The organism is Cupriavidus phytohabitans (assembly GCF_000426345.1).
Lineage (GTDB): Bacteria > Pseudomonadota > Gammaproteobacteria > Burkholderiales > Burkholderiaceae > Cupriavidus.
Window position 1 is genome coordinate 20541 of record NZ_AUFE01000053.1, and the last position, 16201, is coordinate 36741.

Below are 16201 nucleotides of genomic sequence, written 5' to 3' on the forward strand. Positions count from 1 at the left end.
GAACAAGAGGTGCAACATGCTGATGGCGCTTCTGAGAAAGGAGGCACTTGAAATCCTCCGCGATCCGATCACGCTCGCGGTGGCCCTGGTATTGCCAGTCATCATGCTGCTTCTGTTTGGCTACGGTTTGTCAATGGACGTGGAGCACATCCGGACCGTTGTCTACGATCAGGATCGCTCGCAGGAAAGTGCCCGATTTGTTGACGCGTTTACACAGGGCGGCTATTTCGAGCGCCGCGGCAACGTCTGGTCGCTGCGGGAGGCGAGTGCCGCTCTCGACAAGGGCAACGCGACCGTAGTCATAATCATCCCACCAGATTTTGGGCGTCGACTTTCCGCCGGTGTGGCTGCGCCGGTGCAAATTCTCATTGACGGCTCCTTCTCGCCCACGGCACTCATCGTTTCGAATTACACGAGCGCGATCGTCAATCAGTTCTCAACACGGCTAGCCGAGCAGCGCCTCGCCCAATTCGGACTGAAGCCGCCGCCCCCTGTTCGGCTCGAGTCGCGCGTTTGGTTCAACGCACCGATGAAGACGGTGAACTACATCGTTCCTGGATTGTTTGCCGTCCTGCTGATGGCGTTTCCACCGATGCTGACTGCTCTCGCGGTGGTCCGTGAACGCGAACGTGGGACGATTGAGCAAATCTACGTCTCCCCGGTGAGCTCGGCAATGTTTATCGTTGGCAAGATCATTCCGTACGCCGTCATTGCGTTCTGTGAGATGTTGCTGATATTGGTAGTCGGCACCGCCTGGTTTGAGATTCCCATGCGCGGTAGCCTTGGCTTGTTCCTTGGCGTGTCGATGCTCTATGTGTTCGTGACTGTGGGGCTCGGTGTTGCGATCTCTGCGATGGCCAAGACGCAGGTCGCAGCGGTGCTTCTGTCTGCCGTTGGTACCTTGATGCCATCGTTCCTCTTCTCGGGGTTCCTCTTCCCGATCGCCACGATGCCGTACATGCTGCAAATCTACACCTATGTGTTTCCGACCCGATACTTCAACGATATCAGCCGCGATCTTTTCTTGAAGGGCGTCGGCATCGAGTATTTGTGGGGCAACATTGCGCTCCTCGCACTCTACGCCGTCCTCCTCGTTATCACCGCCAGCCTGACACTGCGAAAGAAGGTGGCGTAATGCGTCGCTTGCTCGCTGCCATTCGCAAGGAGTTCCGTCAGTTCTTACGCGACTGGCTTCTGGTTGCGCTGGTTGTCTTCACCTACACTGCGGATCTGGTCATCTGCACCAGCGCCCTGTCGTTTGACGTGCGCAACCTGAAGCTCGCCCTTTATGATGGCGACCGCAGCCAACTGAGCACAAAACTGGTCGAGCGGTTCGTCGCCAGCGATTACTTCACTAGGCTCATTCGCGTCTCCCGCCTCACGGACGTTGATCATCTGCTTGAGGCGAGCCAGGCAGATCTGGCATTAATCATTCCACCGGGCTTTTCGCAAGACACTGATGCCGGGCGCGCGACCGAAGTGCAGATTCTTCTCGATGGAACGAATTCCAATACAGCGAATGCCGCCCGCGGTTATGCCACGGCAATCGTTGGCGGCTTCGCGCGCGACGTACTAGTGCAGCATGCGGGACGGCACGGAATTATGGTCGAGCTTCCCTCTGTCCGCGCGGAAATGAGAATCTGGTACAACCCACAACTCGAGTTTTCCCATTTTATGGCGGTGTCGATGATCGTATCTGCGGCATTGATGGTCGGCGTGATTACTGCGGCGGCGGGGTTGGTGCGCGAGAAGGAGTCGGGAACCATCGAACAGCTTGTCGTGACGCCGCTGCGCAGTCACGAAGTCATCCTTGCGAAAGCAGCACCACCGTTCGTGATCGGCATGCTAGCTCTCGCTCCGAGCCTATTTATTGCACGAGCGTTTGGCGTGCCCTTGGTAGGCAATTTGGCATTATTTATTGCGGCCTCTGTCATCGCGCTCCTCGCCTTCCTAGCCATCGGATTCTTCATCGGGACCTTGGCAGAAAATCTACAACAAGCACTCCTGTTAGCCTTTTTCGTTCTTTTTCCTCTGTTGTTTCTTTCCGGCACCATCACACCGATCGAAAGTTCGCCGGTTGCCATCCAGTTGCTGTCGTTACTGAGTCCGGTAAGGTATTACATGGAGATCGCATTGGGTGTTTTGTTGAAGGGCGTTGGCCTTGAGATTCTTTGGCCTCAGCTTGCTGCGCTCTCCGGCACTGGGATTGTCCTCGGCGCATGGAGCGTGCTGCGTCTGCGAAGGCAGTTGTTTAGGTAGCCGTCGAATGTCCGATACGTGCGACACTGGGCCCACGCGACGAAGGGCGATTCGAAAATTGCGACCATATAATCCGGAGGTCGAGGGCTTCCATACCCTTCTAGAGATGGCAAATACTGTACTTGGCAGGTGCGACCGCGTCCTGGATCGCTAACGCTCACATTCGTGCTGAATGTGCCGAACTAACCTCAACAGAGAATTCCGCCATGCAACCCCGTAAAGGCGACGAAGCGGATGACAGGCCGGCTCCCGCCGAATTGCCGCGGCTCCTACAGATCCTCCGGGTACTGGCATCGACGGGCTGGGCACATTACGTAGAGCGGTTGCGGGTCGGACGGACCATGTTCGGCATGGCGGCTGAATCGGCGAAAACCGATATTCACGACGCGAAGCGGTTTCGTGAGATGCTGGAAGGCCTTGGACCGGCATTTATCAAGTTCGGTCAGCTCCTCAGTTTGCGGCGTGACCTGTTGCCCGAGAGTTTTATCGACGAGTTGCAACGTCTTCAGGATAACGTCTCAATATTTCCCGGGGCTCAGGCGCGCGCCATCATCGAGCGGGAACTGGCGAGCCCTGTAGCGGAGCTGTTCGCTGAATTCGACGAATCGCCGCTTGCCGCCGCATCGATCGGCCAGGTTCACACGGCCCGGCTCAAGGACGGGACCAGCGTCGTGGTCAAGGTGCAGCGCCCTGGTATCGAGCCCATCATTCACACTGATGTCAGTATCATGCGCTTTCTCGCCCGGCGGCTGGAACTGCATGTGCCGGAAAGCCGGAGGTTCGGACCGACGGATCTGGTCGAAGAGTTTGCCCGCTGCATTACTGATGAACTCGACTACCACATCGAGGCGCGCAGTGGTGATCGTTTGCGTGAGAACCTCGCCGATGATGCCGATGTATTTGTGCCACTCATCTACTGGGACATGACGAGCCAGCGTGTCCTGACGATGGAGCGAAGCCAAGGGCACAAGCTTGTTCAGCAGATGCCAACCGATTTGATAGATCGGCAACGTATTGCGGAAAAGCTGATGCACTGCTACCTGAAACAAGTTTTCGAACATGGCTTCTTCCACGGCGACCCCCATCCCGGCAATGTTTTCATACTCTCCGATGGACGTCTTTGCTTCCACGACTTTGGAATCATGGGCGAGTTATCGGCACACGACCAGGACGCACTTGCCCAGCTCATTCTGGCCGTTAGCTCGGAGGAAGTTTCTTGGATGGTGGACGCCTATTTCGAGATGGGCGTGGCCGCCGAGGAAGTTGACCGCCAGACCTTTACCTATGACGTCGCGAAAGCGCTCAAGAAGTACTACGAGGCAGCAGGCAGAGGGTATTCGTTCAGTGAGATCGTCCGCCAGTTCACGCAACTCAGCCAGCGTCATCAGATTCGCGTGCCCCGCCAATTCCTGCTAGTGTCAAAGGCATTCATGGCGGTCGAGTCCCAGGCGCTCACGCTGGATCCTAACTTCAACGTCCTGGCCTCCCTCCACGATTACGTTCCGCATTTGCTTGCCCGTCGCATCCAGCGAGGGTTCAATCGTCCGTTTGTCGAATTCAGTCGAAGTTTTCGCACCCTGCGTTCGCTACATCGGGCCGCAACAAATCTTCCCGATATGCTGAATCGCGCGGTGGATGTGCTGAGCAGCGGTAAGGCAACCCTTCATATCGAACATGATCAGCTGGAAGGATTGGAAGCGCATATCGACCGTGGGAGCAATCGGCTAAGTCTGAGCCTGATTATCGCGAGCGTTGTCATCGGCTCCTCGATCGTCATGGCATTCCACAGTGGTCCCCACTATCTGGGGATCCCCCTACTGGGGCTCGTGGGCTTTGTCGTTGCCACCGTAATGGGACTTGCGTGGGCAATTGCCATTTTGCGCTCCGGGCGGCTTTAGCGCCCCCATTGGCCGGGTACCACGCGACGGGGTAGCCTGATGAGACTCGCGAGTATGTACACATTGGCCGGCTTTGCGGTCGCCATGTCGCTATCCGGTGCCGTCTCGGCGGGTGGCGATGAACCGGAATGGTGGCACCGCCATGGGCACGGCTTCATTTCGTACAAGCCGGGGGGCAGCGCCTCTATCGCCGCTATGCACTGTAAGATGGCTCGGTGTTCATGGCGTGCCACGCTTGCCGATACGAAAATGCCGAGATGGCCGACGTGCGGATTAGTCAGATAGGACAATCCGTTGCTCGGTAGCAACTAGGTCGTCGGTGCTTGGGTAGACCACGGGAATCCAGCCGAGCGCCTGATGTGGCGGTGTAATGTTGTCGCCGTAGGATGCGAAGATGACCAGCGGCTTGCGGATACGGCGCAAATCGGCCGTGCAGTCGCAATCCACTTGAGCTTCTCCCGTTTCGAGCTTGTTGCCGACAAAGAGGTCCTGGACCGTCGCAACGAGTTCCTCTCGACTCAGGAAATAGAAGCCGTTCCACCAGCGCTCAAACTCCAGGAATCACTCCGCCTCTTGGTCCGGGTTGGCGAAGACGGTGTAAAACTCTTCCCAGAGGGCCGATTCCGGCTTGAGCATCTGAAAGTTCTGTACCAGCCATACGCCGTCGAAGCGCCCACTACCTAAATCGGCCAGAAAATTTAGTCGCCGAATTCCGGCGAAGGCGGCACGGATCTTGAGATGGTCATCGCGGAGGCCATAGGCCATGCGCTTGATCGCCTTGATCCGGTTGTTGATGCCTTCGACCAGATTGGGGCCCAAGGGCCAGCGGTTGTGGGCCAAGATACCCGGCAGGTAGGGCTAAGCCGACGGGCGAACTGGCGCAGCGGCTCGATCCCGCTGCCCATGGCGCGCTCGTACCAGTCCTGCCAGAACCGCCTGGCGTACCCGCAGTGCCGGTAGTCCCACAAGGCCTTGAGATCGTCCTTGAGCATGTGGACCGTCATCAGCGCCTTGCGAGCCACCCGGTCACCGCGCAGACGGTTCGCCTCGTCAACTCGAACTCTGTCAATGACCTCCCGCCCGTACTTGGCTACCACATAGAACAGGTCATAGACCACCTCGGCTTGCGGGCAATGCATGCGCACTTCCAGATTGTAGGCGGTGTTCATGTCCATGACGGCTGCACGTAGCCTGGCACATCCCGGCGCACGGCAATAAGACGGAATCTATGGGGCGGTGAATACCTTCCTTCAACATTTCGATCGCGAGCTCTCGAGAATACTCCTCAGGTATGGTCGGGTCCGCAATTTTTCCCAGCGTCGCGGCCAATTGGGCTTGCTTTTGCGCCACCGGCTCGAAAAGCCCTTCACTGCTGCTAACCATGCGCTGGCTTGATGCACGTCAATCAGGGAATCCAGTGCCCGGCTATCTTCAAACTGTCAGGCGGCTGCGTTATGCAAGCACTGTACGACGAAGTCACCGCTATTGGGGCGACAATGATCGCGTCATCCACACAGGAGCAAGAGATGTATAGGGAACTCATGATGACCATATTTGTCGGTGCTGCGGCGATTTCTGCTTCGGCGTATGGCCAGAAAACACCGGACCCCTATTCCGATGGAGCAAAGTCGGGAAAGGTGGACCCATACACAGATGGCGCAAAGTCCGGCACGTTCGATCCGTACACCGACGGGGCCAACAAACTGGCCGGCCGGAGCGACGGGGGCCCGTCCGCCGCAGGCACGACCAAGACCAAGCGGGACCCTTACACGGAAGGAGCCAACCAGGGCAAGCGCGACACCTTTACTGACGGGGCTCGGACGGGCAGCCGAGATCCGTACACGGACGGCGCGCGTTCCAAGTAGTAGTCATCGATGGCGGTGTCGCACCGCTCGGCTAGCGCGATAGCTCAATCCAGGTCATGAGGCACCGTCGACGATGGCGGGCCCGAGCGGTATCAGCGGTCGGCGTCGCCTCCCTCGTGTCTTACCGGACACCCGCGAAAAGTCCTCCCCGCCCGAAGTCCTCGAAGCAGGAGGCATCTGCAGAAGTCCCTGACGGTCCTCCATGGCCAAGAGTCCAAGTGGTGATCCCCGTCGCTGAACGTCTATGGGAGACGCGATTGCAATCGTTCAATCAAAAAGCCTGACAAAGTCATATCGTGCGCGGTGATCTCCGCGCGGGTTACTTTCGTCGTCGGCTCCGTATTGTTTCCTTTGTTGGCCCCCCTGGCAGCGGCAAAATTGCGCTGCTCAATCTGATTGGATGGCTCGCCCGTCTCGGAGACCGCGCCAAACCGGGGGCTGACTAAGCGGCAAGGCGGTGGTCTTCGTCCCGGGAGATGGACGGATACCATCGTTCAACGTACGACCGGAGCTGCGGGGCTGGCCTCGGCGTCCAGATCCCACCCCAGGCTTTCCAGTCGGCGCAACGCCGGATGGGGGCAGCCGTGCCACAGGTGCCACTTGGCGCCATGCAGCGCCTTGATCAATGCTACGTTGCTAGGACCGTCACAGTGTGCGGGCCGGCCCTTGATCATCTGTTCGAGATTCTGTACCCGCATGGCGATATGGAATATGCGACGCGCCAACCCTTCTGCGAGATCCAGCGCAGCAGGCACACCGTGCGCAGCTCGCGCCCCGAGCTCACGCGCCGCCGCAAACAGCCGGTTGTGCCGGCCCTCGTGGCTCAGCTTGCGAAGCAGCATTGGCGACATGACGCGGCCGGCCTGGATCCCCAAATTGCCATCTGCATCAGATCCTATGTCATCGAGGGCCGGCCTGAGTGTCCAGGCCGACACCGTCTATTCGGATACGCACGGCCAATCCGAAGCCGTCTTTGCATTTACCTACCTGAACGGCATCCAATCGACCGTCTATTCAGCGATGTCATCGACTGGCAGCTGATCCGCAACCACTGTCTTGTAGCGACTGCCCTTCTCCGCCTTGTAGAAGCGCAGATCCTTCCAATTGCGGATGCGCGGCATCAGCTGGCGTTTTCGGTGATGACGTCCCCGCCGAAGTCCAGCCACTTGGTAAAGGCGTGATACGACTCGATCTTGTTGGTCGTCGCGGTGACTTCCTGCCGCATATCCTTCTGCGAGATCCAGCGCAGCAGGTACACCGTGCGGCGATGGCCGTGGAAGGTATTTCGCGTGCCACGATGCGTGTGAGCGTGGGCTCGCCGCTCGGGCTGATCGTCACGTCGCCGGCATGCTGGGGAAATTCACTGTCGACCTGTTCGGCCGTCCCCGTCAGCAGCTTCTTGAGATTGTCGACGAAGCCCTGCGCATCGGGCGCGAGACCGATCCGATCGCAATAGTCCTGGAGCAACGCCTGACATTCCCCCCAAGGTCGCCGGCGAGATGGGAAAACACACATACCTCCAGGTAGCGCCGATTCGTCGGGTTGCCCAAGGTGGGCCGAACGGCGCACCAGCTTTCGCCAGCGCTCGGAGGCGAACGACAGGTCCACCTCGTCGGCGAGCCATTCGGTCTTGCGGTGTTCGTTCTGCAGCACGACGTCCAACGCCTTGAGTAGTCGGCCTCGGTCGCCGCGACAGCGCGCAATTCCTCGCCATCTGGAACATCGCCGCACGCCATGACTTGAAAGGCTTCTACAGCAATGGCAAATGATTCCCGTCGCTCCAGACCCGGATCGCTTCGCAATCGGCCTGCAGCTTGTCCAGATCGCCGTGCGGCGCCAGCAGCTCGCGCACGCGTTTCCCGGTATGGGCGTCGTCCAGGCCTTCGGCCACAATGCCGATGACTAGTTCGAGCGCGGCAACCAGCTCTTCGCTCAATTCGCGCTGGCGCGCCTGGATGAGAGTGAGTTCTTCCTTGGCACTCTTGTGAATCGCCCCATGCGGCGGATGAACATTTCCGCGATGTCGTCGCGCGCGCCGATGCGCATTTGGTGGATCAGGGCCAGGATCAGTGCGTGTCGCCTGGCGGGCCGGAAGTCCTTCATGTCACCCGCGTCGAGGGCCGACGCCATTTGCCAAGTGTTTCAGTTTGGTGGCCGGGACGCTGTCGAGCAGCGTGTCGTTGTCAGGCAGCGATTCGAGCCACTTCAACTGGTCCAGCACCAGGTCGAGGTGTTTGCGCGTCGCCTTTTTTGCGGATCGCTTGATCTGCTGATAGAGCGAGCGCCGCGCCGGCAACTCGGTTTCCAGCAGTTGATCGAGCCATTGGCGCTGGTCGGCGGACAGGCGCTGCTCGATGTGGCGATGGAGCGCGGCGTCAGCCACGGCACGGGCCTGTTCCGCGATCTCATCGAGCGTCCGGAAGGCGGGCAGCTCGTAGCCCAGCCGAACCAGTTCCTCGATCGTGATGTTGAGGATGTCCACGCGTGTGTCCACCACGCCGGCGGCTTCCTCGGCAAGTCGGATCGCGACGAGGCGGGTCTGGGCATCGGAGTACGGCTTGATGCCCAGCAAGGTACGGATCACCTTGTGATGGCGATAGCGCGCGGTACGCGCAGCGGGATAGGTGATGCGCTGAACCGGTGCCATGCCCAGGCAGGCCGACACGTATTCGACGACTTCGGCGGGCACTGCCTCCACTGCCGGAAAGTGCCGCAGGAATTGGAAACACTTCAGGTTGACCAGCAGCGCGAGGCGCCTCTCAGCAGTGCGCGCGAAGCCTTGCGCCCACTCGATTTCCTCTGGGCGGGGTGAACGAGGCCTGCAGATCCTTTAGCGTCAGGATACGCGGAAACCGAGGATAGGCAGTTCGTTCGATGCTGGCCATGGTAAGGGACTCCCTATCCGGGATCGGCGGACTTATTCGGTACGGCGCTTTGCGAGGTTGCGTGGAGCTCGCTCGAACTGGCCAGAATATGCAGTCGATGCCAGAACGCCAAGCCTGCGGCGCTGCCTGGTCATCACGCTGGGTTGGAGTCGGGTAGTGGCTGTCGCGCTTTGTCTGGGGGAAATAGCAGCTGATGCCTTCTCTCCGAGCACGACGTCTCGCTCGTCGCATCGAGCCAGTACACGAACCGATCCAACTGGGCGAGGTGCAGCGGCTTTAGCGCGCTACCTATTTATTTCTGGACCGGATGCCGCGGAACTTTGCGTACGATCGGCGCCCTTGGTCGGGCGGGGGAGCTCTGGTCGCGAAGCCATCGCGCCTGGGCCCGCCGCGGCGGCGTGTTAGTCAACAGCCTCTCGGCATGGTCCACATGGGTACCGCACGGTGCTGTCGGCAATCGCTGGCAGAAACCCGACCCAGCCGACGCCTACAGGGCTGGGCCGAAGACATAAAGACCGGGCTCTTTATTACTTCTGGGTATATGTGAGGCACGCCCCCTATTATTCGCAGCGTCGCAACCAGACAGCGCGCGCGCTTTTATTGACTTCCTGGTCGCCAAATTTCAGGAATTGCCCGCAGAGATGGGATGACTTGCAATGGAAACATTCGCTTGAGAAAGGCTCACCGAGCCTTTCGATAGTGATCTCTGAGGAATACAGGCAGATCATTTGACGGGGGCGTACAGGGAACTTGATACATCATGTCGCTGGCGAAGCCGAGGGCCGGCCAGGATTCGTGAATATGTGAAGCTTAAGATATTTCGAATTGCGGCCAACCCTCCTGTCCGTAGGCTGAGCGAGAGCCTGGCGGATGCCATCTCACTCCCCAAAACAGAACCCCCGCCTGGCGAACCCTCCTTTTCCTCGGGTTTACGTTAGTTGCCCAGTTCTACGCGACGACCTAAATTCCTCGTTAATTGTTAACAATCAATTGTTGGCAACGTACAGAGCGAGGAAAACATGCGTATTGAGCACTTTGAGACGATCTCCTGCGACGCCGGGTGGCGTAATTACTACTTCTTGAAGGTTGTGACGTCCGACGGCACGGTCGGCTGGAGTGAGTACGACGAGTCATTTGGGCCGCCGGGGTTGACGGCTGTGATCGAGCAGTTGGGGGCGCGATTGATTGGCAAGTCGGTGTACGACCACGAGGAAGCGTATGGCCGGCTGGCGGCGTCGTTGCGGCCGGCTCCTTATGGGCTTAGTGCCGAGGCGATTGGTGCTATCGAGAATGCCTTGCTCGATGCGAAGGCCAAGTCGTTGGGCTTGCCGGTTTATCAGTTGCTGGGCGGCAAGCATCGGGACAGCGTGCCAATTTACTGGTCGCACTGCGCGACCTGGCGGATCAGCCATCCCAAGCTGTATCAGCCGGCCATTGTCGATCTGGACGGGGTGAAGAAGGCGGGTGAAGACGCGCGCAAGTCCGGTATTTCGGCGCTGAAGACGAATCTGTTTGTCGATGAGAATGGCAAGCCGCGTCAGTGGATGGCTGGTTTTGGTTCGCCTTATGCGCCGTCGCTGACCGTCGACAAGGCGTTGATCCGGAATCTGCGAGCGCATCTGGAAGCGCTGCGCGATGGTGCTGGTCCGGACGTCGATATTCTGGTGGACCTGAATTTCAACGCGCGTACCGAGGGTTATCTTTCGCTGATCAATGCGATCAAGGATTTCGATCTGTTCTGGGTGGAGCTCGATATCTACAATCCGGACGCCATGGCGTATATCCGTCAGCGCAGTCACGCGCCGATTGCGGCGTGCGAGACGCTGTTTGGCATGCGCCAGTTCCTGCCCTATTTCCAGGCGCAGTCGATGGATGTGGCCATTGTGGATGCGGTGTGGAATGGCGTCTGGCAGGCGATGAAAATCGCCAACGTTGCCGACGCGTTCGACGTCAATATCGCGCCGCATAACTTCTACAGCCATCTCTCCACGACGATGAACGTGCATTTCGCGGCGGCGGTGCCGAATCTGCGCGTAATGGAAGTGGATGTGGATCGGCTGTCCTGGGACGACGAGCTTTTTACCAGCACACCTCAAATTGAGCGCGGCAGCATTCTCGTTCCCGATGCGCCGGGCTGGGGTTGCGACCCCATTGAGGAAGCTTTGCGCGCCCATCCGCCGCAAGTCCGTCGCAGCCATCTTGGCCTGTAAGCGCCGGGCCTGAAGCGTAGTCCCTCAACTAGAGATTCCTATCACTTCCGGGGAGGAGGGGGAGACCGTCGCGCGCTGGCGCGACCTCCCCTCGGGAGCCGCCCATATCACCACCATTCGATGGCTGGAGCAGGATCATGATGACAGTTTCCACCCCCGCCGCGCGGCAGCAAGCGGCGCCATTGCACACGAGCGACGAGGTGCGGCGTACCTTTGCCAAGGTCACGCTGCGCATTATTCCGTTTCTTTTCGTCTGCTACGTGTTTGCCTATCTGGATCGCGTCAATATTGGCTTTGCCGCGCTGCAGATGAAACAGGATCTCGCGTTCTCGGACGCCGTCTACGGGCTTGGTGCCGGCATTTTCTTCCTCGGTTATTTCCTGTTCGAGGTGCCCAGCAACCTGCTACTCGAAAAGATTGGCGCGCGCAAGACGCTGATGCGGATCATGGTCGTTTGGGGGTGCATATCGGCGAGCTTTGCGTTCATCACCACGCCCACGCAGTTCTATGTCGCGCGCTTCCTGCTGGGCGCGTTTGAAGCCGGATTCTTCCCCGGTATCGTGCTCTATCTGACGTACTGGTATCCGCCCGCCATGCGCGGAAAGATCATTACGCTCTTCATGTCGGCGATTGCGGTGTCGGGTGTGATTGGTGGCCCACTGTCGGGCTGGATCATGGTCAATATGACCGGCGCGTCGGGGCTTGGCGGCTGGCAGTGGCTGTTCATTATCGAGGCGGTGCCGTCGATCATCCTCGGCGTGCTGGTGATGTTTGTGCTGTCCGACAAGCCGGCTGACGCCCGGTGGCTCACGGCGCGGGAAAAAGACATCCTGATCCATGAAGTGGGCGAAACTGGCACGCACGGCCACGATCATTCCTTCGTGAAGACCCTGCGAGACCCGCGGCTGTATGCGCTGTCGATGATTTACTTCACGATCGCCGCCGGCCTTTACATCATCAGTTTCTGGCTCCCGGAGATGGTTCGCAGCTATCACGTCACCAATCCACTGCAGATCGGCATCCTGACGGCGATTCCTTATGTGGTGACGTGCGTCGGCATGGTGATTGTCGGCAAGCATTCCGACAAGACCGGCGAGCGCCGCTGGCACGTGGCGCTGGGCATGATCGTCGCTGCGATTGGCCTGGTGGCGGTAACGCTTGTCCATAGCAGCCTGGTTGTCGCGCTGGTCGTATTCTCGATTACCACGCTCGGCATCCTGACCGCCATGCCACTGTTCTGGACGATTCCCACCTCGTACCTGTCCGCATCCGGTGCGGCGGGTGGCATTGCGGTCATCAACAGTATTGGCCTGATCGGCGGTTTTGCCAGCCCTTCCGTGCTCGGCTGGGTCAAGATTACGACCGGGTCGCTGAATTACGGGCTATACACGTTTGCGATAACGCTGGTACTGGGCGCCATTCTGCTGCTCACGGCCATGCCCCAGCGATTGCTCAAGGGCGACGCTCGCGTTTGATTAAAAGGAGACATCATGCGAATTCTGGTTTTGGGCGCCGGCGCGATCGGCGGCTACTATGGCGGCCGGTTGGTCCAGCACGGCGCGGACGTAACCTTTCTTGTGCGCCCGGCGCGGCGCGCGATTCTCGAACGCGATGGGCTGAATATTCGCAGCCAGTATGGTGATTTCCACGCTGCGGTGAAAACGGTCACCCAGGAGGAGCTGGACGGGCACTTTGACATCGTGCTGCTGACCAGCAAGGCCTATGACCAAGATTCCGCCATCGAAGCCATTCGCCCCGCCGTGGGCCCGAATACCGCTGTTCTGCCGTTGCTGAATGGCATGGCGCATATCGACAAGCTCAACGCAACCTTTGGTGCGGATCGCGTGCTCGGCGGGCTGGCGAAAATCATCGTCACGCTCGACAAGGACGGCACGATCCAGCATCTGAACGATTGGTGTTATATCAAGTTCGGCGAACAGTCGGGCGTCATGAGCGACCGGGTGCTGGCCCTGCAGCGGGCGTTTCCACAAGACAGCGTCAAGGCCAGTGCCGTGCCCGACATCATGCATAACCTGTGGGAGAAGTTCGTCCACCTTTCCACCGTGGCCACGGTTACTACGCTGCTGCGCGCCAGCGTCGGTGAAATCGCCACTGTGCCAGGCGGTACAGAATTCTTCTATCAGGTGCTGGCAGTTCACGAGCAGGTCGCCGCGCGCGAGGGATATCCGATGACCGGCGCATTCCTGGCCGAATATCGGGCGTTGTTCGCCAATAAGGAATCGGCGTACGTTCCGTCGATTTTGCGCGACCTGGAACGGAAGTCGGCCATCGAGGGCGAGCACATTGTCGGGTACATGCTCTCGCGTATCCGGGCGCATGGCCTGGACGAGACCATCCATCGGATTTGCTGGCTGAACTTGCAGGCCTATGAAGTAAGGCGGGCAGCCGGCAGGCTCTGATCTACCCTAATCGTGCTCAGGAAGGCACATTTGTAAACCTCGGCCGCCTGGAATTAACTGCCCACAATTAACAATCGCCTTCGCCGGGCGGTATGATGCGAGTCATCCGCCCTGGCAGCCCAGGCTAGCGCCTTGCACCCGCTCCATGGTTGGTTCGGGTGCGTTTTCCGTTTCCGGTCAAGCATTTATGAGTACTCGCATTGAAATCGACAAACGCAGCCTTGATCGGCAGGCCGCCGACTGGATTCGCGACGCCATTTTTTCTGGCAACCTCGCGCCCGGCTCCCGGCTTACCGAAATAGCGCTGGCGAAACAGATCGGCCTGTCGCGTTCGACGGTCCGTGCCGGCATGCAGCGCCTGGCCAGTGAAGGACTTCTGATCCAGCACGCCTATACCGGATGGGAAGTCGTGTCGCTGTCGGCGGAAGACGCCTGGGAGCTTTATACGCTTCGCAGCAACCTGGAAGGCATGGCCTCGAAACTGGCTGCCGCGAATATCGACGACGCCGGCCGCAAGAAACTGCGCGAGGCACTGGCCGCGCTGAAATCCGCCATCGCCGATATGGATCGCCGCCGCATCGCCGAGGCGGACCTGGCTTTTCACAAGACGGTTGTCGCGCTGTCAGGGCATCGCCGCCTGATCGTCCAGTATGGTTTGATCAGCGACCCGGTGATGCTCTACATCCTCATGACGACGAAGCTGATGGAGTATTCAGAAGCCATTTATGCCGAGCACGAGCATATGGCGTCGGCGATCCTGCAGGGCGATACGGCGGAAGCCGAGAAACTGGCCCATGACTATGCGCAGATGCATGGCGAGCGTCTGGTGAAGGTCTTGCAGACGCAAGGCGAGTTTCAGGACGTTTGAAGCAGAACGGCGCCGACACGTGTTGAGCGTCGGCGCCGCGAATCATCGGGCCTTGGTCGTCTCAGTCGTCTCAGTCGTCTCAGTCGTCTCAGTCGTAATAGGCGGGAAGCAGCTTGAGCTGTTCGGCCTGATGCTTGTCATGATTGATGAACAGCTTCGCCTTGTAGGTTGCCATCAGTTTCCTGACTTTTTCCATCGACGCGAGCGAATCCGAATTATTGGTATTCAGCGACGGCACGATGCTTCGCTCGAAGTTACCTTCCAGATGCACCACGTCGCCAGACAGGATCACAAATCCCGAATTCTTCAGGTGGACCATTAGCGACTGGCTGCCCGGCGTGTGGCCTGGCGTGGCCACTAGCGTCACGCTGCCATCGCCGAAAACGTCGGTATCCCCTTCAACCAGCTTGAGGTCCTTCGGTTTTCCCATCAGCTTGCGCGCTAGCGCCATCAGCTGGTTGACGTTCTCGTTCGACCCATTGGGCGAATGAATCCAGTCATACTCGGCCTTCTGCATGAGAATCGTCGAGTTCGGGAACAGGCCCACATTGCCGATATGGTCGCCGTGGGTGTGCGAAATTGCCACGCGGCCTACGTCATCCGGCTTGAGTCCGAGTTCCGCCAGTTGGCCCGTCAGCGTCTTGTCGAGGTGATAGACGATCAGTTTCGGCAGCGTGGACCACCCCTTGGGATCCTTGTACGACGATTCGGGCACGCCGGTATCCCAGAGCAGCCAATCCTTTCCGTGCTTGACCAGCCAGCAGGTCGACGAGAACTCGACGCTCTTGCCGACATTCTCGCCCGGTGTCCACACCGATTCGTCATTGGCCAGAGAGCGGCCGCAATCCACGCGGTACAGCCTGTCGGCCAAACCGGCCCGGGTGGCGTCTGGCAGCGCGGACGCCGCATGCGCAACCGGCGCGCCTTCCAGCATGAACAGCAGAGACACCAGCGCAGATGTCAGCGCCACTTTTGTTTGCCTCAGCATTACCTATTCTCCTGGTGAAAATAATCAAATGGGATATCAGGGCGCACGCAGCACCAGCGGCTTGTTCTTCTCGGCAATATAGTGAGCAATTGCCTTGAACCGCGCCGTGCCGGTGTTGCAGACGTTATGCATTTCTTCCTGGCCGAACTGCAGCGGTCGCCCTGCCACAAGCCTCTGGTCCGGCTTGCTGTCGAACTTGGCGACCGCCTCGCCTTCGAGCACGTAGGCGCTTTCGATCCCCGGGTGTGCATGCCGGGTCGTGCACTGCCCGGGTTCGAGTTCGGCAATCACGCTGACCGTCTCGTAACCGGGCGGATAGTCGATGGTCTGTAGCGGAGTGCGCTTCTGGGCAAGCGCGTTGGTGCCTGCGGCCAGCAGGACGACTCCGGAAGCAAAAACGGCCAGCGATCGTGTTGAGTAATTCATGGTGTTGTCTCCTAATAGATCTTTGTTATGGCTGTACTGCGGGGGGATTAACTGACAATCCACCCAAGTTACTGTAAGCATCAACAAGCCTTATAAGCGGCATGTCGATGAGGCTTTGGGCGAGGCGGACGAGGTTTGTTGCGATCCGGTCGCACGCGATGGGCACGTGTTGCGATCAAAGCCAAGGTCTCATTCAGGGCAGCCTTGGCCCAGCGCAAGCCGAGCAGCGCCGCTGACAGGACAGGTTTGAGAGCCGTGATGGCGAAGGTTCGGTTGATACGACGGTCCGAGTCAATCTCATGTTCCTGCGCGGCGCTGAGGCAGCATAGGGCGTGCAAGTTGTCGCTGAGGATTTTGGCGCCGAAGTCCTGCCTCGCGGCCA

At 59.2% G+C, this 16201-nt stretch carries 10 protein-coding genes and 8 pseudogenes; 8 read left to right on the plus strand and 10 right to left on the minus strand.

Translation table 11 applies throughout. The features are described from left to right. Positions 1-16 precede the first annotated feature (16 nt). The 3 genes from K309_RS0126665 (at position 17) to K309_RS0126675 (ending at position 4157) form a co-directional block, all read left to right on the plus strand. Positions 17-1135, plus strand: coding sequence for an ABC transporter permease (locus tag K309_RS0126665; RefSeq protein ID WP_035878438.1), 1119 nt, complete (start codon positions 17-19; stop codon positions 1133-1135). Beyond that, positions 1135-2259: an ABC transporter permease gene (locus tag K309_RS0126670; RefSeq protein ID WP_029049220.1), complete on the plus strand. Its 1125-nt coding sequence runs from the start codon at positions 1135-1137 to the stop codon at positions 2257-2259. The genes K309_RS0126665 and K309_RS0126670 overlap by 1 nt, the downstream gene beginning before the upstream one ends. A 206-nt stretch (positions 2260-2465) precedes the next feature. Beyond that, entirely contained in the window at positions 2466-4157 is a 1692-nt protein-coding gene (locus K309_RS0126675) for an ABC1 kinase family protein (protein WP_035878439.1), read from the plus strand. A 152-nt stretch (positions 4158-4309) separates the two neighbouring features. Here K309_RS0126675 and K309_RS40435 read toward each other — a convergent pair. Then, a pseudogene (locus K309_RS40435) lies at positions 4310-4847 on the minus strand (DUF3141 domain-containing protein); the annotation flags it as partial. Positions 4848-4859: 12 nt separating this feature from the next. Next, positions 4860-5350, minus strand: a pseudogene (locus K309_RS43140) (ISL3 family transposase); the annotation flags it as partial. Between the two features lie 261 nt (positions 5351-5611). On the opposite strand from K309_RS43140, the gene K309_RS0126690 reads away from it, so the two are divergent. Then, on the plus strand, positions 5612-6022 hold the full coding sequence (locus K309_RS0126690; RefSeq protein ID WP_369796518.1) for a hypothetical protein: 411 nt from the start codon (positions 5612-5614) through the stop codon (positions 6020-6022). Positions 6023-6464: 442 nt separating this feature from the next. Here K309_RS0126690 and K309_RS44335 read toward each other — a convergent pair. From K309_RS44335 to K309_RS44110, 5 pseudogenes are all read right to left on the minus strand, one after another. Next, a pseudogene (locus K309_RS44335) lies at positions 6465-6732 on the minus strand (hypothetical protein); the annotation flags it as partial. 8 nt (positions 6733-6740) lie between these two features. Beyond that, positions 6741-6900: pseudogene (locus tag K309_RS44340) on the minus strand (Tn3 family transposase); the annotation flags it as partial. A 251-nt stretch (positions 6901-7151) separates the two neighbouring features. Beyond that, positions 7152-7286: pseudogene (locus tag K309_RS44105) on the minus strand (Tn3 family transposase); the annotation flags it as partial. After that, positions 7286-8907, minus strand: a pseudogene (locus tag K309_RS44345) (DUF4158 domain-containing protein); the annotation flags it as partial. The pseudogenes K309_RS44105 and K309_RS44345, both read right to left, overlap by 1 nt. Positions 8908-9588: 681 nt before the next feature. Next, positions 9589-9684 (minus strand): annotated as a pseudogene (locus tag K309_RS44110) (DinB family protein); the annotation flags it as partial. A 242-nt stretch (positions 9685-9926) separates the two neighbouring features. On the opposite strand from K309_RS44110, the gene K309_RS0126725 reads away from it, so the two are divergent. The 4 genes from K309_RS0126725 to K309_RS37585 all read left to right on the plus strand — a co-directional run bounded on the left by K309_RS0126725 (position 9927) and on the right by K309_RS37585 (position 14405). Further along, entirely contained in the window at positions 9927-11117 is a 1191-nt protein-coding gene (locus K309_RS0126725; protein ID WP_029049229.1) for a mandelate racemase/muconate lactonizing enzyme family protein, read from the plus strand. A 137-nt stretch (positions 11118-11254) separates the two neighbouring features. Then, positions 11255-12592 carry an MFS transporter gene (locus K309_RS0126730; protein ID WP_084402560.1) on the plus strand — a complete coding sequence of 446 codons (1338 nt, stop codon included), beginning with the start codon at positions 11255-11257 and terminating at the stop codon, positions 12590-12592. Positions 12593-12607: 15 nt separating this feature from the next. Further along, the gene (locus tag K309_RS0126735; protein WP_029049231.1) at positions 12608-13537 is read left to right on the plus strand and encodes a 2-dehydropantoate 2-reductase; all 930 of its coding nucleotides are present in this window, start codon (positions 12608-12610) and stop codon (positions 13535-13537) included. A gap of 187 nt (positions 13538-13724) precedes the next feature. Then, positions 13725-14405 (plus strand): GntR family transcriptional regulator, encoded by a 681-nt coding sequence (locus tag K309_RS37585; protein ID WP_035878440.1) that lies wholly within the window; start codon positions 13725-13727, stop codon positions 14403-14405. An 88-nt stretch (positions 14406-14493) separates the two neighbouring features. On the opposite strand, the gene K309_RS0126745 is transcribed toward K309_RS37585, so the two are convergent. The 3 genes and pseudogenes from K309_RS0126745 to K309_RS43170 all read right to left on the minus strand — a co-directional run. After that, positions 14494-15339 (minus strand): N-acyl homoserine lactonase family protein, encoded by an 846-nt coding sequence (locus tag K309_RS0126745; protein WP_035878446.1) that lies wholly within the window; start codon positions 15337-15339, stop codon positions 14494-14496. A 90-nt stretch (positions 15340-15429) separates the two neighbouring features. Continuing rightward, a complete protein-coding gene (locus K309_RS0126750) occupies positions 15430-15819 on the minus strand; it encodes a cupin domain-containing protein (protein WP_035878441.1) in 390 nt (129 codons plus the stop codon). Positions 15820-15899: 80 nt separating this feature from the next. After that, positions 15900-16201, minus strand: a pseudogene (locus K309_RS43170) (IS4 family transposase); the annotation flags it as partial.